The sequence below is a fragment of the Streptomyces sp. NPDC025833 genome (assembly GCF_055558055.1).
Map to the genome: position 1 here is coordinate 470,837 of NZ_JBVHNF010000002.1, position 21,523 is coordinate 492,359.

19 protein-coding genes are annotated in these 21,523 nt (G+C 74.7%); 10 read left to right on the forward strand and 9 right to left on the reverse strand.

Translation table 11 applies throughout. The features are described 5' to 3' along the window. Positions 1–43: 43 nt before the first annotated feature. The 3 genes from ACZ4K2_RS04660 to ACZ4K2_RS04670 are packed head-to-tail and all read right to left on the reverse strand — an operon-like array spanning position 44 to position 3,320. On the reverse strand, positions 44–1,150 hold the full coding sequence (locus ACZ4K2_RS04660; RefSeq protein WP_467470429.1) for an NAD(P)-dependent alcohol dehydrogenase: 1,107 nt from the start codon (positions 1,148–1,150) through the stop codon (positions 44–46). Then, positions 1,147–2,556: an aldehyde dehydrogenase family protein gene (locus ACZ4K2_RS04665; protein WP_467470431.1), complete on the reverse strand. Its 1,410-nt coding sequence runs from the start codon at positions 2,554–2,556 to the stop codon at positions 1,147–1,149. The genes ACZ4K2_RS04660 and ACZ4K2_RS04665 overlap by 4 nt, the downstream gene beginning before the upstream one ends. A gap of 8 nt (positions 2,557–2,564) precedes the next feature. Continuing rightward, complete coding sequence (locus tag ACZ4K2_RS04670; protein ID WP_467470495.1) at positions 2,565–3,320, reverse strand: (5-formylfuran-3-yl)methyl phosphate synthase; 756 nt, start codon at positions 3,318–3,320, stop codon at positions 2,565–2,567. A 327-nt stretch (positions 3,321–3,647) separates the two neighbouring features. Here ACZ4K2_RS04670 and ACZ4K2_RS04675 point away from each other — a divergent pair, with 327 nt between their 5' ends. Further along, a complete protein-coding gene (locus tag ACZ4K2_RS04675) occupies positions 3,648–4,061 on the forward strand; it encodes a hypothetical protein (RefSeq protein WP_467470433.1) in 414 nt (137 codons plus the stop codon). A gap of 125 nt (positions 4,062–4,186) precedes the next feature. Here ACZ4K2_RS04675 and ACZ4K2_RS04680 read toward each other — a convergent pair whose 3' ends face one another. After that, positions 4,187–5,068, reverse strand: coding sequence for an alpha/beta hydrolase (locus ACZ4K2_RS04680; protein WP_467470435.1), 882 nt, complete (start codon positions 5,066–5,068; stop codon positions 4,187–4,189). A gap of 155 nt (positions 5,069–5,223) precedes the next feature. Between ACZ4K2_RS04680 and ACZ4K2_RS04685 the strand changes: the two genes are divergently transcribed. Further along, positions 5,224–7,284, forward strand: coding sequence for a BTAD domain-containing putative transcriptional regulator (locus ACZ4K2_RS04685; RefSeq protein WP_467470436.1), 2,061 nt, complete (start codon positions 5,224–5,226; stop codon positions 7,282–7,284). A 316-nt stretch (positions 7,285–7,600) separates the two neighbouring features. On the opposite strand, the gene ACZ4K2_RS04690 is transcribed toward ACZ4K2_RS04685, so the two are convergent. Further along, positions 7,601–8,023, reverse strand: a complete 423-nt coding sequence (locus ACZ4K2_RS04690) for an ATP-binding protein (RefSeq protein ID WP_467470438.1) — start codon at positions 8,021–8,023, stop codon at positions 7,601–7,603. 189 nt (positions 8,024–8,212) lie between these two features. On the opposite strand from ACZ4K2_RS04690, the gene ACZ4K2_RS04695 reads away from it, so the two are divergent. After that, positions 8,213–8,983, forward strand: coding sequence for an IclR family transcriptional regulator (locus tag ACZ4K2_RS04695; RefSeq protein WP_467470440.1), 771 nt, complete (start codon positions 8,213–8,215; stop codon positions 8,981–8,983). A gap of 44 nt (positions 8,984–9,027) precedes the next feature. Further along, positions 9,028–10,542, forward strand: coding sequence for a glycerol kinase GlpK (glpK, locus tag ACZ4K2_RS04700; RefSeq protein ID WP_467470442.1), 1,515 nt, complete (start codon positions 9,028–9,030; stop codon positions 10,540–10,542). 51 nt (positions 10,543–10,593) lie between these two features. On the opposite strand, the gene ACZ4K2_RS04705 is transcribed toward glpK, so the two are convergent. Then, entirely contained in the window at positions 10,594–11,244 is a 651-nt protein-coding gene (locus tag ACZ4K2_RS04705) for a TetR/AcrR family transcriptional regulator (RefSeq protein WP_467470443.1), read from the reverse strand. Between the two features lie 218 nt (positions 11,245–11,462). Here ACZ4K2_RS04705 and ACZ4K2_RS04710 point away from each other — a divergent pair, with 218 nt between their 5' ends. From ACZ4K2_RS04710 to hemC, 3 genes are all read left to right on the forward strand, one after another. Next, positions 11,463–12,932, forward strand: a complete 1,470-nt coding sequence (locus tag ACZ4K2_RS04710) for an MFS transporter (RefSeq protein ID WP_467470445.1) — start codon at positions 11,463–11,465, stop codon at positions 12,930–12,932. Between the two features lie 127 nt (positions 12,933–13,059). Then, positions 13,060–14,019 carry an ATP-dependent DNA ligase gene (locus ACZ4K2_RS04715; RefSeq protein ID WP_467470497.1) on the forward strand — a complete coding sequence of 320 codons (960 nt, stop codon included), beginning with the start codon at positions 13,060–13,062 and terminating at the stop codon, positions 14,017–14,019. A 221-nt stretch (positions 14,020–14,240) separates the two neighbouring features. After that, entirely contained in the window at positions 14,241–15,176 is a 936-nt protein-coding gene (gene hemC, locus ACZ4K2_RS04720; RefSeq protein ID WP_467470447.1) for a hydroxymethylbilane synthase, read from the forward strand. A gap of 73 nt (positions 15,177–15,249) precedes the next feature. Here hemC and ACZ4K2_RS04725 read toward each other — a convergent pair whose 3' ends face one another. Continuing rightward, on the reverse strand, positions 15,250–15,774 hold the full coding sequence (locus tag ACZ4K2_RS04725; protein ID WP_467470449.1) for a hypothetical protein: 525 nt from the start codon (positions 15,772–15,774) through the stop codon (positions 15,250–15,252). A gap of 441 nt (positions 15,775–16,215) precedes the next feature. On the opposite strand from ACZ4K2_RS04725, the gene ACZ4K2_RS04730 reads away from it, so the two are divergent. Then, the gene (locus ACZ4K2_RS04730) at positions 16,216–17,007 is read left to right on the forward strand and encodes an RNA polymerase sigma factor SigF (RefSeq protein ID WP_467470451.1); all 792 of its coding nucleotides are present in this window, start codon (positions 16,216–16,218) and stop codon (positions 17,005–17,007) included. Between the two features lie 220 nt (positions 17,008–17,227). Further along, on the forward strand, positions 17,228–18,037 hold the full coding sequence (locus ACZ4K2_RS04735) for a VOC family protein (protein WP_467470453.1): 810 nt from the start codon (positions 17,228–17,230) through the stop codon (positions 18,035–18,037). A gap of 60 nt (positions 18,038–18,097) precedes the next feature. Here ACZ4K2_RS04735 and glgX read toward each other — a convergent pair whose 3' ends face one another. Next, positions 18,098–20,332, reverse strand: coding sequence for a glycogen debranching protein GlgX (gene glgX / locus ACZ4K2_RS04740; RefSeq protein WP_467470455.1), 2,235 nt, complete (start codon positions 20,330–20,332; stop codon positions 18,098–18,100). Beyond that, a complete protein-coding gene (locus tag ACZ4K2_RS04745) occupies positions 20,329–20,841 on the reverse strand; it encodes a pep a2 (protein WP_467470457.1) in 513 nt (170 codons plus the stop codon). The genes glgX and ACZ4K2_RS04745 overlap by 4 nt, the downstream gene beginning before the upstream one ends. Positions 20,842–21,142: 301 nt before the next feature. Between ACZ4K2_RS04745 and ACZ4K2_RS04750 the strand changes: the two genes are divergently transcribed. Next, a complete protein-coding gene (locus ACZ4K2_RS04750) occupies positions 21,143–21,442 on the forward strand; it encodes a DUF5133 domain-containing protein (protein WP_467470459.1) in 300 nt (99 codons plus the stop codon). Positions 21,443–21,523: the final 81 nt, after the last annotated feature.

Below are 21,523 nucleotides of genomic sequence, written 5' to 3' on the forward strand. Positions count from 1 at the left end.
CCGCTCGTCGGATGCGGTGCGTCCGCGGTGCCGCGTGCTTCGCTCAACGGTTTCTTCCTTCCGGGAGCAGGACGGGTTTGACGACGCGACCCGCTTCGCAGTCGCGTTCGGCCTCGTTGACGCCGGACAGCGGGTAGGTGCGGATCAGTTCGTCGAAGGGGAAGCGCCCGGCCTGCCACAGCCCGGCCAACCGGGGTATCAGCAGGCCGGGCACCGCGTCCCCTTCGCAGATGTGGCGGATGGCGCGGCCCCGGTCGAGCGTGCCCGGTTCCAGCGGCAGCGCGGTGTGCAGCCGTGCCACCAGGCCGAGAGTGCCGGTGGGGCGCAGTGACCGGAGCGCGTCGTTGATGAGCGGGGGCGAGGCCGTGGTGTCCAGCGCGTACTGCGCGCCGCCGCCGGTCAGCCGCCGGATCCGCTCGGGCAGTGCGGTCGTGGTGGCGGGCAGCGGGACCGCGCCGAACCGCTCGGCCAGGGCCAGCCGCCCGGGGTGCCGGTCGACGGCCACGGTCAGCGCGCCCGCGGCGGTGGCCGCCATCACCGCGGCCAGGCCCACCGCTCCCGCGCCGAAGACCGCGAAGGTGTCGCCGGGACCGGCGCCGAAGGTGTTCAGCACGGCTCCGGCGCCGGTGAGGAAGCCGCAGCCGAGCGGGCCGAGCAGTTCCAGGGGCAGGGCGGGGTCGACCCGGACGGCGTTGCGGGCCGGGACGAGCGCGTACTCGGCGAACGAGGACTGGCCGAACCACCGGGGTGCCAGTGCTCCCCCGGTCGCGTCGGTGAGCCGCGGCGCGCCCTCCCCGCGTCCGCCGTACAGGTTGAGGGCGGCGAAGGAGTCGCAGTAGGCGGGGGCCGCGCCGAGGCAGTTCCGGCAGTGTCCGCAGGAGTCGAAACTCAGCACGACGTGGTCCCCGACACCGATCGTGGTGTCCGGGCCGCCGCCCGTGCCCACCACCACCCCGGCCCCCTCGTGGCCGAGCACCGCCGGCAGCGGGCTGCGGCCGGCCGACCGGCGGACGGCGAGATCGGTCCGGCACATCCCGCAGCCCGCGATCTCGACCAGGATCTCGCCGGCGGCGGGTTCCGTGCGCAGGGTCACCTCCTCGACCGCGAACGGGTCGTCGTACGAGCGCAGTACGGCCGCCCGGAACCTCATCGTCCTTCCTCCTGCCGGCGGTGCACGACGAACGGCCGGAGGTTGCCGTAGAGCCCCCACGGTCCGCCCGCGACGCCGACACCACTGTCCTTGATGCCCGCGAAGGGCTGGGCGAGGGACAGTTCGGCGTGGTGGTTGATCCAGGCGGTACCGCATTCGAGCCGGTCGGCCACCGCCTCGGCCCGGTCGAGATCGGTGCCCCAGACGGAGCCGCCCAGTCCGAAGCCGGTGCCGTTGGCCGCGTCGACGGCCTCGTCGAGGCTCCGGTACGGCAGCACGGGCAGGACCGGCCCGAACTGCTCGCCGGTCACCACCGGGCTGCCGGCCGGGACGTCGGTGAGGATCGTGGGGGCGAAGAAGTGGCCCGGCCCGGCCAGCCGGTGTCCGCCGGCCGCCGCCCGGGCGCCGCCCGTCAGGGCCTGCTCCGTGACCCGCTCGACCCGGGCCAGTTGGGGGGCGTTGCAGACCGGGCCCATGTGGGTGCCGGGATCGAGGCCGGCTCCGACGGTGACGGTCTTCGCGCGCTGGGCGAGCGCTTCGACGACCTCGGCATGGAGCCGGGCCGGGGCGTAGACGCGTTTGACCGCCATGCAGACCTGCCCGCAGTTGCGGAACGCGGCCCAGAACAGCCGGTCCGCGATCCGGTCCACCTCGACGTCGTCCAACAGCACGGCGGCGTCGTTGCCGCCCAGTTCCAGGGTGATCCGGGCGAGCGAGGCGGCCGCCGCGGTGGCGACGGCCCGTCCGGTGGACACCGAGCCGGTGAAGGTGACGTGGCGGATCCCCGGATGGGAGGCGAGGCGGGCGCCGAGGGGTTCGCGGCCGGTGACGACGGTCAGCACGTCCTCGGGCAGGACGGCGGCGAGGACGGAGCCGAGCAGCCGGGTCGCGAGGGGGGTGAACGGGGACGGTTTGAGGACCATGGTGTTGCCCGCCGCGAGCGCGGGCGCGATCTTGGCCGCCGCGAGTTGCAGCGGGAAGTTCCACGGCACGATCGCGGCGACGGGTCCGAGGGGGCGCCAGCGGATCTCGCTGTGTACGGGCCGGCCGTCGGTGATCCGCCGGGTCTTGAGGGCGAGGCCGGCGAAGTAGCGCAGGCGGGCCGCCATGCGGGCGACCTCCGCGTGCGACTCGGCCAGCGGCTTGCCCTGTTCCCGGGTGAGCAACCGGGCGAGGCCGTCACCGGCCGCTTCCACGGCGTCGGCCGCCGCGAGCAGCGCGGTGGTGCGGGCGGCGGGGTCGGCGCGCCAGCCGGGCCAGGCCCGGTGGGCCCGTTCGACCACGGCGTGCAGTTCGTCCGGCTGCTGGTCGGGGACCTCGTCGAAGGTCTGTCCGGTGGCCGGGTCGACGACGGCGAGGGACGTGGCCGGGCGACCGGGGGCGTGCCCGGGCTCGGATGTCGGCATGCCGGCGGTCAGTTCGCGGCGGCGACGCCGGCCGCGTGCTCCCGGGCCTGCCGGTCCATCTCCGCCCGGAACGCGGCGACCAGATGGGGCCGGATCCTGCCGGCGTTGCGGTCGCCGCCCTCGCAGACCGCTCCGCGCACGCCCACGATGTCCGGGCCGATGCGGGTCAGCGGGCCGAGGTCGGCCTGTCCGACGCTGCCGGCGAGGGCGGCGAGCAGGCCGGCCGCGTGGGCGGACCGGACGAACTCGGCGCAGACGTCCGCGGGGACATGGTCGAACAGCCGCGTCCCGTCCTTGATCGCGGTGTCGAGCATGGCCGCGTCGGCGCCGGAGCGAGCGGCGATGCCGGGCAGGGCGAGCGGGTTGACGCAGCCGATGCGGTGGGCATCGGCGTAGCCGGAGGCGACGACGAGCGCTTCGGGACGGTGGTCCTTCACCGCCCGGACGACCGCGCGCATGACCTCGATGCCCTGGTCGGGCGTCGTGCACCCGTAGAGGCCGACCTTGATGTACGTGGCGCCGGAGACGACCGCGCCGAGCGCGGCCTGGGCCACCGTGCCGGGCTTGTACGGGACGTCCCCGACGGTGGCGGAGACCGGCTTGTCCGCCGGGACCGCGTCGCGGATCTCCCGGATCACCCAGGGGAAGTTCGCGCCGAGGGAGCCCTCGTCCGGCTTCTTGACGTCGACGATGTCGAGGTGCTCGGCCGCCTTCGCACAGTCGAGGGCCTCCTCGACGCCGTCCGGGGAGATGAGAAGCAACACCACGGGCTCCTTCCGCCGCGGGCCCGCCCGTCCGAGGGGCAGGGGGATGCGGATCACCTGGTTCATGTGCGGTGTGCTCATCATTTCCACCACCCGCGAGCGCCGGTAGAGCGTGCGGAGTGCTCGCGGGGCGCGCGTGACCACGTGCAGTGCGCCGCGCACACCAACCTGCCCGGTAGCCCGGGCTGTTTCTGGACAGGCACACGACGTCGATGAACGCCCGTCCTCCCCATGCCGTCTCCCTCACCGACTACGCCATAGGGCGCGTAGCTCCCATCCGCGGTGAAATCGCCGCTCCCCTCACAGAAAAGGACAAGCCTGGTGTTGATGATCTCGAAGCGACGTTCTCTGCGCACGGCCGTCGTCGGTGCCCTGGGCGCCGTCTCCCTCGCTCTCGCGGGCACCGCGACGGCTGCCACCGGCACGCCCGCGCACCCCGCGCCGGCCGCCGCCGCGGCCCGGGAGGCCCGGGCCGCGATCACCGCCACGCCGTCGGTCACCTCGGTCCGGGCCTGGGAGTTGTTCCGGGTCACCGGTAGGACCACGGGCATCGCGGCGGGCAGCGCGGTGACCCTGCAGCAGAAGCAGCGCGGTGCGTGGGTCTCCCTGCCCGCGTCCGCCCCCGTGTCGCGCGACGGCTCCTACTCGCTGGGCGTCAAGCTCGGCCTCAAGGGCAGGAACGACCTGCGCATCGTCGACGGCGGGACGGCCTCCCCGGTCTTCCGGGTCACGGTCCGCTGAACCGCGCCGCCCGCCGGCCCGGCCGGGGTGAACCGCCGCGCACCGAGTGGTGGTTCACCCCGGCCGAGGGGCGGTCTTCGCGTGCGGACCGCCGGGCGGGATCCGGGCGAGGTCAGGCGCCGCCTTCAGCGGTCGGCGAGGGCCCGGATCTCGGCGGTGATCAGTGCGGGGTCCTCCTCGGCCATGAAGTGGCCGCAGGAGACCGTGCGGTGCCGCAGGTCCCCGGCCCACGCGCTCCACAGCCCCTGCGCGTGGTAGCCGAGCGCGGCGCCCCAGTCCTGCTGGAGGACGGTGACCGGCATGGCCAGCCGGCCGCCCGCCTCCCGGTCGGCGGTGTCGTGGTCCACGTCCACGCCGGCGGAGGCGCGGTAGTCGGCGACGATGGACGGCACGGCCGCCGCCGACGCGGCGAGGTAGTGGGCGCGGACGTCGGCGGGGATCGCGTCCGGGGCGTTCGTCCAGGCGTCGAGGAAGTACCCGAAGAAGTCGTCGGCGGACGCCTGGATCATCCGCTCCGGCAGGCCCGGGGGCTGGGCGGTCAGGTAGAGGTGGAAGCCGACCGCGCCGGACACCCCGTGCAGGGCGTCCCACATGTCGAGCGTCGGCAGGACGTCCAGGAACAGCGCGCGGGAGACGGCGTCCGGGTGGTCCATCGCGGCGCGGAAGGCGACCAAGGCGCCGCGGTCGTGGCCGGCCAGGGTGAAGCGGTCGTGCCCCAGTGCGGCGGCGAGGCGGACGATGTCGCGGGCCATGGTCCGCTTGGCATAGACCTCCGGTCCGGTCGGCGCGGGCTTGTCGCTGGCGCCGTAGCCGCGCAGGTCCGGGCAGATGACGGTGTGGTCGGCGGCGAGGGCGGTGGCGACGTGCCGCCACATCAGGTGGGTCTGCGGGAAGCCGTGCAGCAGCACGACCGGTGCGCCGGTGCCGCCGACGGCGGCGTGCAGCGTGACGCCGTCGCCGACCGGCACGTGGTGGCGGGTGAATCCGGGGATGCCCGGGTGGCTCATGGTGACTCCTGTGGCGCGTGGCAGAGTGGGCGTCCGAGGACCCCGGTGGTCCGGGGTGTCCGGGGACGCCCCCAGGCTGGGGGCCTCGGATCAGCGATCGATGAGTGGACGGGCGGCGCCCCGGGGGACGGCGCCGCCCGTGAGGGGACCGTGCCGTGGGCGTGCAGTTCGGAGTGCTGGGGCCGGTCGCGGCCTGGGATTCCGGTGGCGCGCCCCGCCCGCTCGGCGCGCCCCGCCACCGGGAGGTGCTCGGCCGGCTGCTGATCGCCCGCGGGCGGGTGGTCCCTGTCGGCCGGCTCGTGGCCGACCTGTGGGAGGACGAGCCCCCGGCCGGCGCCGTCGGCGCGGTCCGCACCTTCGTCGCGGCGCTGCGCCGCGCCCTGGAACCCGGGCGCCCGCCCCGGCAGCCGTCCCGCCTGCTGGTCACCGACGGTCCCGGCTACGCGCTGCGCGCCGGACGCGACGCGGTGGACGCCTGGCGGTTCGAGGACGGGGCCGCGCGGGCGGCCGGGGCCCCGCCGCACGCGGCGGTCGCCCTCTGGGACGAGGCGCTCGCCCGGTGGCGCGGGCCGGTCCTGGCCGACTTCCCCACCGCCGCGTGGGCCGCGGCCGAGCAGGCCCGGCTGGAGGCGCTGCGGCTCGACGCGGTCGAACGGCGCGCCGACGCCCTGCTGGCCACCGGCGCCGCGCGGGACGCCGTCGTCGGCCTGCGCGCCCACGTCGCCGCGCACCCCGGGCGGGAGGACGGCTGGGTCCTGCTGGCGACGGCCCTGGACCGGTCCGGCCGTCGCGGCGAGGCCCTGGCCACCCTGCGGGACGCCCGCCGGGCGCTGGAGCGCGCCCACGGGTCCGGCGGCGGAGCCGCGCTGGCGCGCGCCGAAGCCCGGATCCGCGGCCGGGCCGCCGACGCCGCGACCGAGCCGGCCGGGGTGGCGGACAGCGTCTGGGACCGTACGGCCGCCGCGTGGGACCGCTCGGTCCCGGCCCGGTCCCAGGCCCGGCTGCACGCCACCGCCGGTCTGCTGCGGGACCTCGCGGTGACCGGCGCCGACGGCCTGGCGGAGGCCCGCGAGCACCGCCGGGCCCTGGTGGCGGCGGCCGAGGCGACCGGGGACACGGAGCTGGCGGCCCGGATCATCGGCGCCTACGACGTCCCGGCGGTGTGGACCCGGGCCGACGATCCCGGGGACGCGGGCGAACTGGCCCGGGCCGCCGCGGCCGCCGCCGCCCGGCTCGGCCCCGACGGGCCACCCGTGCTGCGCGCCCGGCTGCTGTCGGTCATGGCGGTCGAGTCACGCGGCGACGCCACCGCCGACGCGCCGCTCCCCCGGGCGGCCGACGCGCCCACCGCCGAACCATGGCGGCTGCGCGCCGAGCGGGCCGCGGTGGAGGCCGTCCGCCTCGCCCGGCGCGTCGAGGACCCCGCGCTGCTCGCGTTCGCCCTGAACGGCGCCTTCATGCAGTCGTTCGCCACCTGCGGATCGGCCGCCCGCCGCGAGGGCCTCGGTACCGAACTGACCCGTCTGGCCGTCGGGCACCACATGCCCGGTCACGAGGTGCTGGGGCGTCTGGTCCGCCTCCAGGCCCTCGCCGGGCTCGGCGACCTCGCGGCGGCGGACGCGGAGGCCGAGGAGATCGACCGGCTGGCGCACCGCAACGAACGGCCGCTCGCCACGGTCTTCACCTCCTGGTACCGGGCCCTGCGCACCTGCGAGACCGACGGCTGGACGGCTGCCCGGCCCCGCTACGCGCGCCTCCTCGCGGAGAGCGCGGACTGCGGTATGCCCGGCCTCACCCGGGGCGCGGCCGTCCTGGTCGCGCTGGTCCCGGTGCTGCGGGGCGACGCCCTGCCCGACCCCGGCGACTTCGCCCGCCTCGACGCCGGCCCGTACCAGCCGTGGCTCGACCCCCTGCTGCTGGCCGCGTCCGGCGCCGCCGAGCGGGCCCGGCTGGCGCTCTCGGCGGTGCCCCGGCCGCCGCACGACCTCCTCCAGGAGGCCCTGTGGTGCGTACTCGCCCGGGCTGCGGCGGCCGTGGGGCACCTGCCGGTCCTGCGCCGCGCCCGCGACGAACTCGCCGCCGCCGCGGCCGAGACGGCGGGCGCGGGCAGCGGCCTGGTCTCCTACGGCCCGGTCGCCCGCCACCTGCGCGCCGCCGACACGGCTCTCGGCGCGACCCGGCCCGCCCCCGCACGTCCGGCCGACGGCGACGGGTAACGGCGGGCCTGGTCACCCGGCCCCGCCGGGCAGACCCCGGTACTCAGGGAGCCGGACGCGGGTAGCCGCGCCGACCTCGCGGGCAGGTCGTCGTCGGTGACCCCAGCCGCGGGCGAACCGCCGACACGGCTCTCTGCACGGCCCGCACCGCCCCCGCTCGTCCGGCCGACGGCGACGGGCAACGGCGGGCCTGGTCAGCCGGCCCCGCCGGGGACACCCCGGTGCCCTGGGGAACCGGACGCGGGTGGCCTCGCGGGCAGGCCGTGATCACAGCCGCGCCGTACCCGCCCGCGCGGGGCGGGCGCCGAGGGGAGGGTCAGGCCGCGACGAGTTCGGCCCAGCGGGTGATCCCGCCGGGGTGGACGCGCAGCCCGTGCCGCGTCGCCAGGACGTGGACGATCGCCTCGCCCCGGCCGTGCTCGTCCGGGTCGATCCCGGCGGGGGCCTGCCCGGCCGGCCGTACGGCCCCCGCGTCGGTGACCTCCACCCGCAGGGTCCCGCGGGCGCCACCCGCCCACGACAGCCGCAGCTCGGCCGGGGGCCTGGCGTGCACGATCGCGTTGGTGACCAGTTCCGACACCACGAGCAGCGCGTCCTCCACGAGCTGCGGGCACACCCGCCACTCGGCGAGGAGCGCCGCCACCCGTCGGCGTACCACCGAGACGGCACCGGCGGCGGGCGGCACCGGGCACACGTGTTCGTACGCCGCCCGGAGCAGCGTGTCGAGCTGTGCCGCCATGTTCTCTCCCGATGGTGAGTGCCGCCGGTCCGGCGCCGTGTCCCCGCGCGTTCCCGGGCCTCGGAGCAAGCTAGGAAGACACACCGGCGCCGGTCAATCAGCCGGGGTCGGCATTACCGAACGCCCTGTGCCCACGGCGTCCCCCGGCTCCGCAGGGCGAAGGGCGCGCGGCGGTAATAAGCTCGGCTCATGGCCGGCCCAGTCCAGTCGATCGAACGGGCGGCGGCGATCCTGCGCCTGCTCGCCGGTGGGCCCCGCCGACTCGGGCTCGGCGAGGTGGCGGCCTCGCTCGGGCTGGCGAAGGGCACCGCGCACGGCATCCTGCGCACGCTCCAGCACGTCGACTTCGTCGAGCAGGACGCGGCGACCGGGAAGTACCAGCTCGGCGCGGCCCTGCTGCACCTCGGCACCAGCTACCTGGACGTGAACGAGCTGCGCTCGCGCTCGCTCAACTGGGCCGACGCGCTCGCGGCCCGCAGCGGTGAGTCGGTCCGGCTGGGGACCCCGCTGGAGGGCCAGGTCCTCGTCGTCCACCACGTGTTCCGGCCCGACGACAGCTTCCAGACGCTGGACGTGGGAGCGCTGCTGCCCCTGCACGCCTCCTCGATGGGGAAGGTGCTGCTGGCCTACGGGACCGCGGTCGCCGCCGAGCCCGGCCGGGCGCCGGAGCTGGAGGCGTACACCCGGCACACCCTGGTCGACCCCGACCGGCTCTCCCGGGCGCTCGCCGCGGTCCGGGAGGTCGGGTGGGCCGCCGAGATCCAGGAGATGAGCATGGGCGAGGCCGGGCTCGCCGCGCCGATCCGGGGGCACGGCGGGCTCGTCGTCGGAGCCATCGGGCTGTCGGGGCCCGTCGAGCGGATCTGCGACAGCCGCAACCATCCCCGGACGGGCCTGATCAGCCTGCTCAGGGAAGCCGCCCGGGCGATCTCCCGGGAGCTGGGAGCCGCCCGCTGGTAGGCCAGGAAAGCCGCCCCTCGACCCGTCGGAAGGCAGACCCGATCATGGCAGAACGGTACGTGATGTCCGTCGACCAGGGCACCAACTCGACCCGGTGCATGCTGTTCGACCATCACGGACGGCTGGTCTCGGTCGCCCAGCGGGAGCACCGGCAGTACTTCCCCCGGCCCGGCTGGGTCGAGCACGACGCCGTGGAGATCTGGCAGAACCTGCGGCGCGTCGTGCCCGAGGCGCTGTCCGCCGCGGGCGTCGACTTCGCGCAGGTCGCCGCCGTCGGCCTGGCCAACCAGCGGGAGACGACGGTGCTGTGGGACCGGCGGACCGGCGTCCCGCTGGGCCGGGCCATCGTCTGGCAGGACACCCGCACGGCACCGCTGGTCGAGGAGCTGCGCCGGCGGCCCGGGGAGGAGTTCTTCCTGGACCGGTGCGCGCTGCCGCCCTCCACCTACTTCTCGGCGCTGCGCGTCCGGTGGCTGTTCGACCACGTCAAGGGGGCCGAGCAGCGTGCCCGGGACGGCGAGGTGCTGTTCGGGACGATCGAGAGCTGGCTGATCTGGAACCTCACCGGCGGCGCCGGCCACGGGCTGCACATCACCGACGCGACCAACGCCAGCCGCACGATGCTGATGAACATCCGCACCCTGGCGTGGGACGACGAACTGCTGGACCTCTTCGGCGCGCCCCGCGCGATGCTGCCGCGGATCCGGTCGTCCGCGGAGCTGTACGGCGAGGCCAGCGCGCTGCTGCCCGGCGTCCCGATCACCGCCGCCCTGGGCGACCAGCAGGCCGCCCTCTTCGGCCAGACCTGCTTCTCCCCGGGCGAGGCGAAGTGCACCTACGGGACGGGGAGCTTCCTGCTGCTCAACACCGGCACGGACATCGTGCGGTCGCGGCACGGGCTGCTCACCACCGTCGCCTACCGGATCGGCGACCAGCCGCCGTCCTACGCGCTGGAGGGGTCGATCGCCATCACCGGGGCCCTCGTGCAGTGGTTCCGTGACCGGCTCGGGCTGATCGCCAGCGCCCCGGAGATCGAGACCCTCGCACGGGACGTCGAGGACAACGGCGGCTGCTACATCGTCCCGGCCTTCTCCGGCCTGTTCGCGCCCCGCTGGCGCAGCGACGCCCGCGGGGTGATCGTCGGCCTCACCTCGTACATCACCAAGGGGCACCTGGCGCGCGCCGTGCTGGAGGCCACGGGGTGGCAGACGCGGGAGGTCGTCGACGCCATGAACGCCGACTCCTCGGTCCCCCTCCGGCAGCTCAAGGTGGACGGGGGCATGACCGCGGACAACCTGCTGATGCAGTTCGTCGCCGACGTGCTCGACGTGCCCGTGGTGCGGCCGCTGGTCGCCGAGACGGTCTCCCTGGGCGCGGCCTACGCGGCCGGACTCGCCGCCCGCTACTGGCCCGACCTGGAGGTGCTGCGCCGCAACTGGCACCGGGCCGCCCAGTGGATGCCCGACATGGACCCCGGGCGGCGGGAGGCGGAGTACGACAACTGGCAGCGGGCGGTGGAACGGTCGCTGGGGTGGGTCAGGCCGCCCCGCCCGGGCTGACCGGGTCGTGACCGGCGGGCAGCGGCCGTCGGGGGCGGCGCCGGGAGCCGCTCAGCGGCCGGCGCTGACCGGTGCCAGCCACAGGCCGACGACGGCGTCGGCGAGCCCGGTCGCCACCTCGCTCCAGGTGCCGCGGGGGGTCGGGGTGCCCTCGGCCAGTGCCCGCTCCTGCTCGGCGCAGACGTGCAGGATCAGCACCCGGACCATCTGACTGCGTTCGGCGCGGACGTCGGGCGGCAGTTCGGGCAGGGTGCGGTTCAGGCCCACGACCGCCTTGCGCAGCGCCGGCGAGGCCAGCGACTCCTCGACCACGATCCGGTGCAGCGCGGGGTCCGTCATCACCTGGGCGCAGAACCGGGCGTACCAGGTGGGGGCGCCGAGTCCGGCCAGGTGCTCGGTGACCGGACGGACCAGGCAGTCGACCCAGTCGCGGACGTCGGCCGAACCGGTGACCCTTTCGAGGGCCCGCTCCCTGAGCGCCTCGATGGGCCGGGCGTGGCCGCGCGCGACCGCGCGGACCAGGTCGGCCTTGGTGCCGAAGTGGTAACCGACGGCGGCGTTGTTGCCCTGGCCCGCGGCCTCGCTGACCTGGCGGTTGGAGACGGCGTACACGCCCTGCTCGGCGAACAGCCGTTCCGCCGCGGTCAGGATCGCCTCCCGCGTCGCGTTCACCTGCTCGGCCCGCGCCGACCTGCGCGCCATGCTCACCACCGCTCGGGGACGAGGCACCACCCCGGGCGGTCCGTCCCACGCCGCGCCGGGTCCTCCACCGGGGCGGCGAGGTCCTGTGAGCAGCCTACGGGCCGGTTCCGGCCGCTTCCGACCGGCCCGTCCGCCGGACGGCTCCGGGACCGCTACAGTAAGTCAGTCAGTTGACTTAAAACTCGGCCGCTTCCATCCGTCCTCCCGAAAGGCCTTCCATGTCCGACGCCACCGCCCGGTCCGCCGGGTCCGGCAGCCCCGCCCCGTCACGGCCGGGTGCCGTCGTCGCGGTGCTCTCGCTGGCCGGCATCACCGTGTCGCTGATGCAGACCCTGGTGATCCCGATCGTTCCGGAGCTGCCGGACTACCTGCACGCCGCCTCGTCCGACGCCACGTGGGCGGTGACGGCCACCCTGCTGGCCGCCGCCGTCGCCACGCCGGTCGCGGGCCGCCTCGGCGACATGTTCGGCAAGCGGCGCCTGCTGCTGGTCAGCCTGGTCATGCTGGTCGTGGGCTCGGTGGTGTGCGCGTTCGCCGACCGGCTCGTCCCGATGATCGCCGGCCGTACGCTGCAGGGCCTCGCCGCCGCCGTGGTGCCGCTGGGCATCAGCATCATGCGCGACGAGCTGCCGCCGGAGAAGCTGGCCGGCTCCACCGCGCTGATGAGCGCCTCGCTCGGGGTCGGCGGTGCCCTCGGGCTGCCCGCGGCGGCGTTCATCGCCGACCACTTCGACTGGCACGTGCTGTTCTGGACCTCCGCGAGCCTCGGCGTGGTCGCGCTCCTGCTCGTGCTCGCCCTCGTACCGGAGTCCCAGGTGCGCTCCGGCGGCCGGTTCGACGTGACCGGGGCACTCGGCATGGCCGTCGGGCTGGTGGCCCTGCTGCTCGCCATCTCCAAGGGCGCGGACTGGGGTTGGGGCAGCGGCACCACCCTGGGCCTGTTCGCGCTCGCCGTCGTGGTGCTCGCGGTGTGGGGCGTCTTCGAGCTGCGGACGGCGCAGCCGCTGGTCGACCTGCGCACCACGGTCCGCCGCCAGGTGCTGTTCACCAACCTGGCCTCCATCGCGTTCGGCTTCTCGATGTTCGCGATGGCCCTGGCGCTGCCGCAGCTCCTCCAGCTGCCCACCCAAACCGGTTACGGGCTCGGCCGCTCCATGCTCACCGTGGGCCTGGTCATGGCCCCGCAGGGCCTGGTGATGATGGCCACGGCCCCGCTCTCCGCCATGGTCACCAAGGCGCGGGGCCCGAAGATCACGCTGATGACCGGAGCGGTCGTCGTCGCCGCCGGGTACGCCCTCAACATCGTGCTGATGAGCGAGGTCTGGCACCTGGTCCTGGTCTCCTGCGTCATCGGCGCGGGCGTCGGCTTCGCCTACGGCGCCATGCCCGCGCTGATCATGGGCGCGGTCCCGGCGTCCGAGACGGCCGCCGCGAACAGCCTCAACACGCTGATGCGGTCCATCGGCACCTCGGTGGCCAGTGCCGTCGCGGGCGTGATCCTGGCCCACATGACGACCGACCTCGGCGGTCACGCGCTGCCGTCCGAGAACGCCTTCAAGGTCGTCATGGCGATCGGCTCGGGCGCCGCGGTCCTCGCCTTCCTGCTGGCCGCGTGCCTCCCCCGGCACCGTCCGGCCGGCCCGGTCCCGGTCCCCGCCGCCGAGCCGGCGGCCGAGAAGATCGCCTGACCCGCGGCCGGCCCGGCCCGTCCGGCGGACCCGTTCAGGGGAACCGGGCGGGAAAGGCGCGTGCGGGCGGCGGAGCCGGTCGAGACCTTCAGCCGTGACCGCCGAGACCCTGCCGCTCATCCCGCCGATGCTGGCCACCCCGGGCCGCCTGCCGCCCGCCGCCCAGGACACGCGGTGGGCGTACGAGACCAAGCAGGACGGCCAGCGGGTGATGGTCTACCTGCCGGGCGACGGCAGTGTCCTGCTGCGCGCCCGCTCCGGCGAGGAGATCACCGGGGCCTACCCCGAACTGCGGCCGCTGGGCGGGCTCCTGGGCGGCACCCCCGCCGTCCTGGACGGCGAGGTACTGGCCCTGGACGCCCGGGGACGCGCCGACTTCCAGCTGCTCCAGAGCCGGATGGGCCTCGCGCACGCCCCGGCGCGGGCGGCGCGGCGGGCCGCCCGGGTGCCGGTGCACTTGGTCCTGTTCGACGTGCCGTTCCTCGCCGAGCCGCTGGTACGGCTGCCGTACACGCGGCGCCGGGCCCGGCTGACGGAGCTGGGCCTGACCGGGCCGCACTGGTCGACACCGGGCGCCGTGACGGGACACGGCGCCGAGGCGCTGCGCGCCACCCGCGAGCACGGCCTGGAGGGCCTGGTGTGCAAGCGGCTGGACTCGGTGTACGAGCCCGGGGTCCGCTCCCGCGCCTGGATCAAGATCCGGAACACGCGCGCCGAGGACGTGGTCGTCGGCGGCTGGCTGCCCGGCCGGGGCCGGCTGACCGGGCTGCCCGGAGCGGTCCTGGTCGGCCAGCGGGACCCGGACGGCCGGCTGCGGTACGTGGGCGGGGTCGGCACCGGCTGGAGCGGGGCGGAGCGCACCCGGTTGGCGGAACTGCTCCGGGACGCGGCGAGCGACCGCTGCCCCTTCGACCCGGCACCGCGGATCGCGCAGGCGCGCTGGGTGCTCCCCCGCCTGGTGGGCGAGGTCGGCTACAGCACCCGGACCCGCGACGGCATGCTCCGCCACTCCTCCTGGCTCCGCCTGCGCCCGGACCTCACCCCGGAGACCTCGTCGGCGAACCTGCCGCAGGGCGAGGGCACTTGAGGAGGGGGCGGGCCGCGCCCAGGGCCTCCCCGGTCCCACCGGCGCCGGGTGCACCGGGCCCCCGGCCCGCCCGCGCGCCCCTTCGGCCGGCCCGGCTGAGGCCGCCGGCCGCCGGACGCGGCACCGGAGCGTGGTCCACCGGTCCGTGCGGGCCGTCCGGTCCGTCACGGCGTACTGTGACCGGTCGGAAGCGGACCGCTGCCAAGGGCTATCGTGGTCCCATGTCTGTGCCGGAACTGATCCGTATCGTCTCCCGCGACTCCCCCATGGCCCTGGCCCAGGTAGAGCGGGTCCGCGCCGAGTTGGCCGTACTGCACCCGGGTGTCAGGACCGAGGTGGTCCCGGTGAAGACGACCGGTGACAAGTGGCTGGGCGAGCTGTCCGAGGTCGAGGGCAAGGGGGCGTTCACCAAGGAGGTGGACGCGGCCCTGCTGGCCGGGGAGGCGGACCTCGCGGTGCACTGCGTCAAGGACGTGCCCGCCGACCGTCCACTGCCCGCCGGGACCGTGTTCGCCGCGTTCCTGAAGCGGGACGACATCCGGGACGCGCTGGTGCACCCCGGCGGCCTGACCCTGGACGAGCTGCCGGCCGGCGCCCGGATCGGCACCTCCTCGGTGCGCCGGATCGCCCAGCTGGCCGCCACCCACCCGCACCTCCAGTGCGTGCCGTTCCGCGGCAACGCCAACCGCCGGCTGGAGAAGCTGGCCGCGGGCGAGGCGGACGCGCTGCTGCTGGCGGTGTCCGGCCTGGAGCGGATCGGCCGGCCCGACGTGATCAGCGAGGTGCTGTCGACGGAGGAGATGATGCCGCCGATCGGCGCGGGCATCCTCGCCCTGCAGTGCCGCGAGGACGACGCCGTGCTGATCGACGCCGTCAGCGGACTCGGCGACCCGGACACGCACCGCGAGGCGACGGCCGAACGGATGTTCCTGCACGTCCTCCAGGGCCACTGCAACAGCCCGATCGCCGGCTTCGCGCGCGTGGACCGCGGCGGGGAACTCTCCCTGCGGGCCTGCGTGTTCACCCCGGACGGCAAGACGCGGCTGAACGCCCACGAGTGGGCGGGGCGGCTCGACCCGGCCACCCTCGGCACCTCGGTCGCGGTGGCGCTGCTGCGGCAGGGCGCACGGGAGATCATCGACGGCATCGCGCACTGAGCGAGTAGGGCGCGGCGCGTACGGCGCGCCGCGCACCGGACTCCGGCGGCGCCCCGGACCCGCCCCGTCCGCCTCAGGCGGCGCCGGGCTCCGCCTGGTCCCGCAGGAAGGCGGAGACCTGGTGGGCGAGGCCGCCCTGCCCGGCGCCCGTGGGCGCGGGGGCCGCGGTGGCCTCGGTGACGCCGATGCCGCCCGTCCACAGCCGGCGGTCGGCCCACTCGTCGTCCACCCGCACCTGCACCTGTACGTCCACGTGGGTGAGGGCGCCCTCGGGCGCGGCGGCGTAGAGCACGGCGGTGGCCCGGCGCAGCGGATAGACGTCGAAGCCCTCGATGAACTGGGAGTTGCGCCAGTCGATGAAGGCGCCCTCGCCGTCGGGACCGACGCGGACGTCGAGCTGGCCGTCCTCCAGGTGGATGCCGAAGTGCCGCGCGCCGCGGTTCTCGACGGTCACCCGGACACTGAAGTACGTCAGCCCGGCGGCGGCGTCGTCGCGTCCGCGCGGCGGCTCGGCGGCCTCCAGGCGGTGTACGCGGACCCGCAGACCGGCCTGCTCCTCGTACTCCTGCCAGTCCCCGACCACGTTCGGCTCGTACACAGTGCCCCTCTCGACCTTCGAGAGCTGCTGTCTATCTGTGTGCCGAGCGCACTGTCAAATGAGTGGAATGCGCCGTGGCCAGGGAATTCGCCCGCTTTGATCGTTGATCAAGCGCTGCGCAGGCACTATCCGTTCGGGAGCCGCTCCACACGCGTGCGCGTGCGTGCCGCACATCACGTCCGTCCCGGGACCGGTGGGCCGGACGGCGCGGGGACCGGGCCCCCCGCGGGGGGCGGCGGGCCCTGCCGGTGATGACTATGCATTCTCACCCATATGTCTCATTTGTTTTGAGATGTCCACCTGTGGGAAAGTGATGATAGTGCTTCGGACAGGAGGCACTTCCCGTGGGAGCCGGTGACGCCGGGCGCCCCGATGCCCTTCTCGGTCCGCGCGCACCTCCCACGGTGTCTGTTCACCAGCACCTGCTGAGAGAGGTGCGCAATGCCCGTCACCGGCAGCACAAAGCCCCATCCGCACGATGACGCCCCGGACACGGGCGAGGCCTTCGAACGGCTCGCCGCACTGGCCGACGGCCCCGAGCGCCAGGCACTCAGGGACGAACTGGTCCGGCTGTGGCTGCCGATGGCCGAGCGGATCGCCGTACGCTTCCGCGGCCGCGGCGAGGCCCTCGAAGACCTCTACCAGGTGGCCGCGCTGGGCCTGGTCAAGGCCGTCGACCACTACGACCCCGAGCGCGGCCGTGCGTTCGAGGCGTACGCCGTGCCCACCATCACCGGGGAGATCAAGCGCCACTTCCGGGACCACATGTGGACCCTGCACGTTCCGCGCCGGGTGCAGGACCTGCGCAACCGGGTCCGTACCGCCGCGAAGGAGCTGGCGCAGTGCACCTCGGGCCGGGCGCCCACCGTCGCCGAGATCGCGGCCCACACGGGACTCGCCGAGGACGAGGTGCGCGCGGGCATGGAGGCGCTGGAGTGCTTCTCGGCGCTGTCACTGGACGCCGAGGTGGCCGGCACGGACGGTTACGTACTCGGCGATTCGCTGGGCGGTCCCGACCCCGGGTTCGACCTCGTCGTGGACCGGGCCTCCGTCAAGCCGTGCCTGGCGATGCTGCCCGAGCGCGAGCGCACCATTCTCTACCTGCGGTTCTTCCGCGGGATGACCCAGAGCCGGATCGCCGAGCAGCTCGGCATCTCGCAGATGCACGTATCGCGGCTGCTGAGCAGCTGCTTCGAGCGGCTGCGCGAGGAACTGCTGGCGGAGATCCGCTGACCGGCCCCCGCCGGTCCGCCGGCCCGTCCCCTCACCGCCGGGACCCCGGCGGCGGGCCGGCCTGTCGTGCCCTCTCCCCCCTTGCCGTGCCCTCTCCCGCCGGGCGCGGTGGCCTGCCCCTCGGCCGGTCGGGGTACTCGGCGAGCGATCCCACCCCGTCCGGCCGGACACTGGTGTCAGACCGGTGGCCGCCCGGCCCCGAGAGCAGGACGCGACTGCCATGAACCACGACAGCACCGCCGCCGGCGGACCGCGCAGGAAAGACGTCATGTCCACCCACGCCGTCTTCGGCGCACCGTGCTGGGTGAGCCTGACCAGCCGCGATCTCCAGGCCACCCAGGACTTCTACACGGCCGTCCTGGGCTGGCGCTGGCGCGGCGCCAAACTCGGCGAGCACTTCCGGATCGCCCTGGCCGACGGGGTCCCGGTGGCCGGGATCGCGGCCGTCGCCTCCATGTGGCAGATGGCGGTTGCCTGGACGCCGTACTTCGCGGTGCCGGACGCCGACGTGGCCGCGTCCCGGGCCCGGGAGCGCGGTGGCACGGCGGCGGTCGGGCCGCTGTCGTTCCCGCCCGGCCGGGCCGCCCTGCTCGCGGACCGGGACGGGGCCACGTTCGGGATCTGGCAGGGTGAGCTGGTCACCAACTGGGAGACGTGGCGGCACGCGGCACCGACCTTCATACGGCTGCACACCCGGGACGCCTTCGACGCCGCGATCTTCTACGGCGAGGTCCTGGACTGGGCGACCGGGCTGCCGGGCTGCTGCGAGGTCGAGTACAACGGCGACGAGGTGATACTGCGCAGCCGCGGTGACGCGGTCGCGCACATCGACTCGGGCGCGGTGGAGGCCGCCCCGGACCCGTCCGTGCGACCGCACTGGCAGGTGCACTTCACCGTGGACGACGTGCCCGGCTGCGTCCGCGCGGCGGAGAAGCACGGCGGCAGCGTGCTGAGCGAGGACGAGACCGAGGCGATCCTGCGGGACGCCGACGGCGCGCAGTTCACGGTGACGGCACGCCACGCCCGCTGAGCCGCGGGCCGTGGCGCACCCCGGGTGCGCCACGGCCCGCCGCGCGGCCTTCCGTGACCGCTAGCGCGACCGCCGCGGCCTGCGTGATCGCTTGGACCCGCGCGACCCCTGTGACCCGCGTGACTTCTGTGACCCGCGTGCCCGGCGTGACGGCGGTGCCGGACGGGACGGGCGGGAGAGCAGGATGAGGCTGCGGGCCTCGACGCGCAGTCTGGTGCCGGCCTTGTGCTCGCGTTCGTCGGGGACGCCGTCCGGCTCGGCGGTGTCGATCAGCGCGGTCCAGCACTCGCCGAAGGAGTGGCCGGGCAGACGGAAGTCGACCGGCTCCCAGTAGCCGTTGACCAGCAGCAGGAAGGAGTCGTCGACCATGCGGCCGCCGTGCGGGTCGCGCTCGGCGATGGCGTCGCCGTTGAGGAACGCGCCGACCGTGTGCGCGTCGCCGCGCTGCCAGTCCCGGGCGGTCATCTCGCGGGCGTCCGGCCTGAGCCACATCAGGTCGGGCAGCGGCTGCTCGGCGTTGGTCGGGGTCTCGCCGCGGAAGAAGCGGCGGCGGCGCAGCACCGGGTGCGCGGCGCGCAGGGCGATGAGGCGGCCGGTGAACTCCATCAGGGCCCGCTGCTCCCCGGTCAGCCGCCAGTCGATCCAGGAGGTCTCGCTGTCCTGGCAGTAGGCGTTGTTGTTGCCGTGCTGGGTGCGGCCGAGCTCGTCGCCGTGGCTGAGCATGGGGATGCCCTGCGAGAGCAGCAGCGTGGCCAGCAGGTTGCGCTGCTGGCGGGCGCGGAGTTCGAGGATCGCGGGGTCGCGGGTCGCGCCCTCCGCCCCGCAGTTCCACGAGCGGTTGTGGTTCTCGCCGTCCCGGTTGTCCTCGCCGTTGGCCTCGTTGTGCTTGTCGTTGTACGACACCAGGTCGCGCAGGGTGAAACCGTCGTGCGCGGTGACGAAGTTGACGCTCGCGCGCGGCCGGCGCCGGCTGTGCTGGTAGATGTCCGAGGAACCGGTCAGCCGGGAGGCGAACTCGCCGAGCGAACCCGGCTCGGCCCGCCAGAAGTCCCGCACGGCGTCCCGGTACTTGCCGTTCCACTCCGACCACAGCGGCGGGAAGTTGCCCACCTGGTAGCCGCCCTCCCCCAGGTCCCAGGGTTCGGCGATCAGCTTCACCCGGCTGATCACCGGGTCCTGCTGGATCAGGTCGAAGAACGCCGAGAGCCGGTCCACCTCGTGGAACTGCCGGGCCAGGGTGGCCGCGAGGTCGAAGCGGAAGCCGTCGACGTGCATCTCGGTGACCCAGTACCGCAGCGAGTCCATGATGAGCTGGAGTACGTAGGGGTGGCGCATCAGCAGGCTGTTGCCGGTGCCGGTGGTGTCGTAGTAGTGCGCCCAGTCGCCGTCGACCAGCCGGTAGTAGGAGGCGTTGTCGATGCCGCGGAAGGACAGCGTGGGGCCGAACTGGTTGCCCTCGGCGGTGTGGTTGTAGACCACGTCGAGGATGACTTCGAGGCCGGCCGCGTGCAGCGCCTTGACCATGGCCTTGAACTCCTCGACCTGCCCGCCGCGGGTGCCCAGGGCCGCGTACCCGTTGTGCGGGGCGAAGAAGCCGATGGTGTTGTAGCCCCAGTAGTTGGCCAGGCCCCGGTCCTGGAGGACGCCGTCGTGCACGAACTGGTGGACCGGCATCAGCTCCACCGCGGTGACCCCGAGCGAGGTGAGGTGCCCGGTGACGGCGGGGTGCGCGAGGCCGGCGTACGTGCCGCGCAGCCGCTCGGGCACGTCCGGGTGGGTCATGGTGAGACCGCGGACGTGGGCCTCGTAGATCACCGTCTCCGCGTACGGCGTCCCGGGCGGGCGGTCGTCGCCCCAGTCGAAGAACGGGTCGGCGACCACGCCCAGCATGGTGTGGCCCGCGCTGTCGGCCGGGGCGGGTCCGTCCGGCGCCCGCTCGTACAGCGAGGGGTGGTTGTCGATCTGGCCGTCCACGGCGCGGGCGTACGGGTCGAGCAGCAGCTTGGCCGGGTTGCAGCGGTGGCCGAGCGACGGCTGCCAGGGGCCGTGCACCCGGTAGCCGTAGCGCCGGCCGGGGCCGACGCCGGGCAGGTAGGCGTGCCACACGGACCCGTCGACCTCGTGCAGCCGGACGGGGGTGTCGGTGCCGGCGTCGTCGACGAGGATCAGCTCGACGCGTTCGGCCACCTCGCTGAAGAGCGCGAAGTTGGTGCCCTGCCCGTCGAACACGGCGCCCAACGGGTAGGGGTGCCCGCTCCAGACGGGCACCCCTGCACGGGACGGGCGGGCGGTCACCGGCTGCCCTCCAGGACGTCGTCGCCGGCGGGCGCGAGTGCGGCCAGCGCGGCAGTCGGCTCCTCGCGGGGAACCCTCAGGCCCGTCCGCAGCGTGGAGTCCGGGGCGAGGGGCACCAGCGGCACCCGCTGGCCGGCGCGGGCGCGCTGGGAGAACCAGATGATCTTGCTGCCGGTGTCCGGGGCGCAGCAGCCCCAGCCGTCGCTCATGGCGGCGATGTCCGCCAGGCACGAGCGAAGGTCCTGGTCGGGGCGCAGGTCCGGGTCGTCGTCACCGAAGGCGGTGATGAGGTGCTGTCCGTTCCACCACAGCTCGATCGAGGTGTGCTTGTCCGTCGCGTGCGCGTCGATGGCCCGCAGCAGCATTTCGGCGCCGCGGCAGACGGGGTCCACGAGGGTGTCGAGATCCCAGTGGCGGAGGTGGGCGGCCAGGATGCGGCTGACCTGTCCCACCCGTTCCGGACTGACTTCCACGTCGAGGTGGTAGTAGCAGGGCACTGCGGTCTTCATCGTCGCTCGCTCCTCACCGGCGAAGCTCTCGCTCCCCTGGCCCCGTCCGGGAAGCACCCCGGACACATAGCGTGAGCGGTTGTCGCTTCCGAGTCACCTCCACGGTGCGGGCGCTACGCCATTCGTGCAACACGAGCACCCGGCACCCGTAACGGTTGAAGCTCCAACAAGACGCTGCGTCGTCCCGCGTGCACCATGAGTGAAAGCCTCGATCGCCGTAACGGTGCCGCACCCCTGCGCGCGGACACCACCCGACCGTCGGGAACGCGCCCAGTCGAGAGCGTGGAAGGTGAAGAGGGCCATGCTGCTACCCGCCAAGGGCGAAGTGGCCCGGCAGTTGCGGCGTTACCGGGCGTGGGAGCGCGTCATGCTCGCCTCGCCCCACGACCGCGCGGTCCGGGCCACCTTCGAGGACTCGGGTTACACGCTGTGCGTGCTGATGGGCAAACGCTGCGCCCGCGAGGCGGCGGACGCGGCGGAGCGCTATCTGCGCACGAACCCGGTCACCTACCTGCGCGAGCAGGACGGTCGGCCGCAGCCACGCCGGGCGGGGAGAAGAGCGTCGCCACCGGAGCGGCGATCCACGGCACCAAGCCCCTGACCTGGCACCGTACAAGGCGTTCCCCTCGGGCTCGGCACGCGCCGGCCCGACTATCGGATCGCGAAGCCGGGCCGGGTGCCC

Bases quoted from the DNA above. Each gene is read 5' to 3' on its own strand.
- ACZ4K2_RS04695 (WP_467470440.1), top strand. From the start codon at position 8,213: ATGGCCGGCCCAGTCCAGTCGATCGAACGGGCGGCGGCGATCCTGCGC.
- ACZ4K2_RS04705 (WP_467470443.1), bottom strand. From the start codon at position 11,244: ATGGCGCGCAGGTCGGCGCGGGCCGAGCAGGTGAACGCGACGCGGGAG.
- ACZ4K2_RS04675 (WP_467470433.1), top strand. From the start codon at position 3,648: ATGATCTCGAAGCGACGTTCTCTGCGCACGGCCGTCGTCGGTGCCCTG.
- ACZ4K2_RS04715 (WP_467470497.1), top strand. From the start codon at position 13,060: ATGCTGGCCACCCCGGGCCGCCTGCCGCCCGCCGCCCAGGACACGCGG.
- glpK (WP_467470442.1), top strand. From the start codon at position 9,028: ATGGCAGAACGGTACGTGATGTCCGTCGACCAGGGCACCAACTCGACC.
- ACZ4K2_RS04660 (WP_467470429.1), bottom strand. From the start codon at position 1,150: ATGAGGTTCCGGGCGGCCGTACTGCGCTCGTACGACGACCCGTTCGCG.
- ACZ4K2_RS04665 (WP_467470431.1), bottom strand. From the start codon at position 2,556: ATGCCGACATCCGAGCCCGGGCACGCCCCCGGTCGCCCGGCCACGTCC.
- ACZ4K2_RS04745 (WP_467470457.1), bottom strand. From the start codon at position 20,841: ATGAAGACCGCAGTGCCCTGCTACTACCACCTCGACGTGGAAGTCAGT.
- ACZ4K2_RS04735 (WP_467470453.1), top strand. From the start codon at position 17,228: ATGAACCACGACAGCACCGCCGCCGGCGGACCGCGCAGGAAAGACGTC.
- ACZ4K2_RS04690 (WP_467470438.1), bottom strand. From the start codon at position 8,023: ATGGCGGCACAGCTCGACACGCTGCTCCGGGCGGCGTACGAACACGTG.
- ACZ4K2_RS04750 (WP_467470459.1), top strand. From the start codon at position 21,143: ATGCTGCTACCCGCCAAGGGCGAAGTGGCCCGGCAGTTGCGGCGTTAC.
- hemC (WP_467470447.1), top strand. From the start codon at position 14,241: ATGTCTGTGCCGGAACTGATCCGTATCGTCTCCCGCGACTCCCCCATG.
- ACZ4K2_RS04730 (WP_467470451.1), top strand. From the start codon at position 16,216: ATGCCCGTCACCGGCAGCACAAAGCCCCATCCGCACGATGACGCCCCG.
- ACZ4K2_RS04680 (WP_467470435.1), bottom strand. From the start codon at position 5,068: ATGAGCCACCCGGGCATCCCCGGATTCACCCGCCACCACGTGCCGGTC.
- ACZ4K2_RS04710 (WP_467470445.1), top strand. From the start codon at position 11,463: ATGTCCGACGCCACCGCCCGGTCCGCCGGGTCCGGCAGCCCCGCCCCG.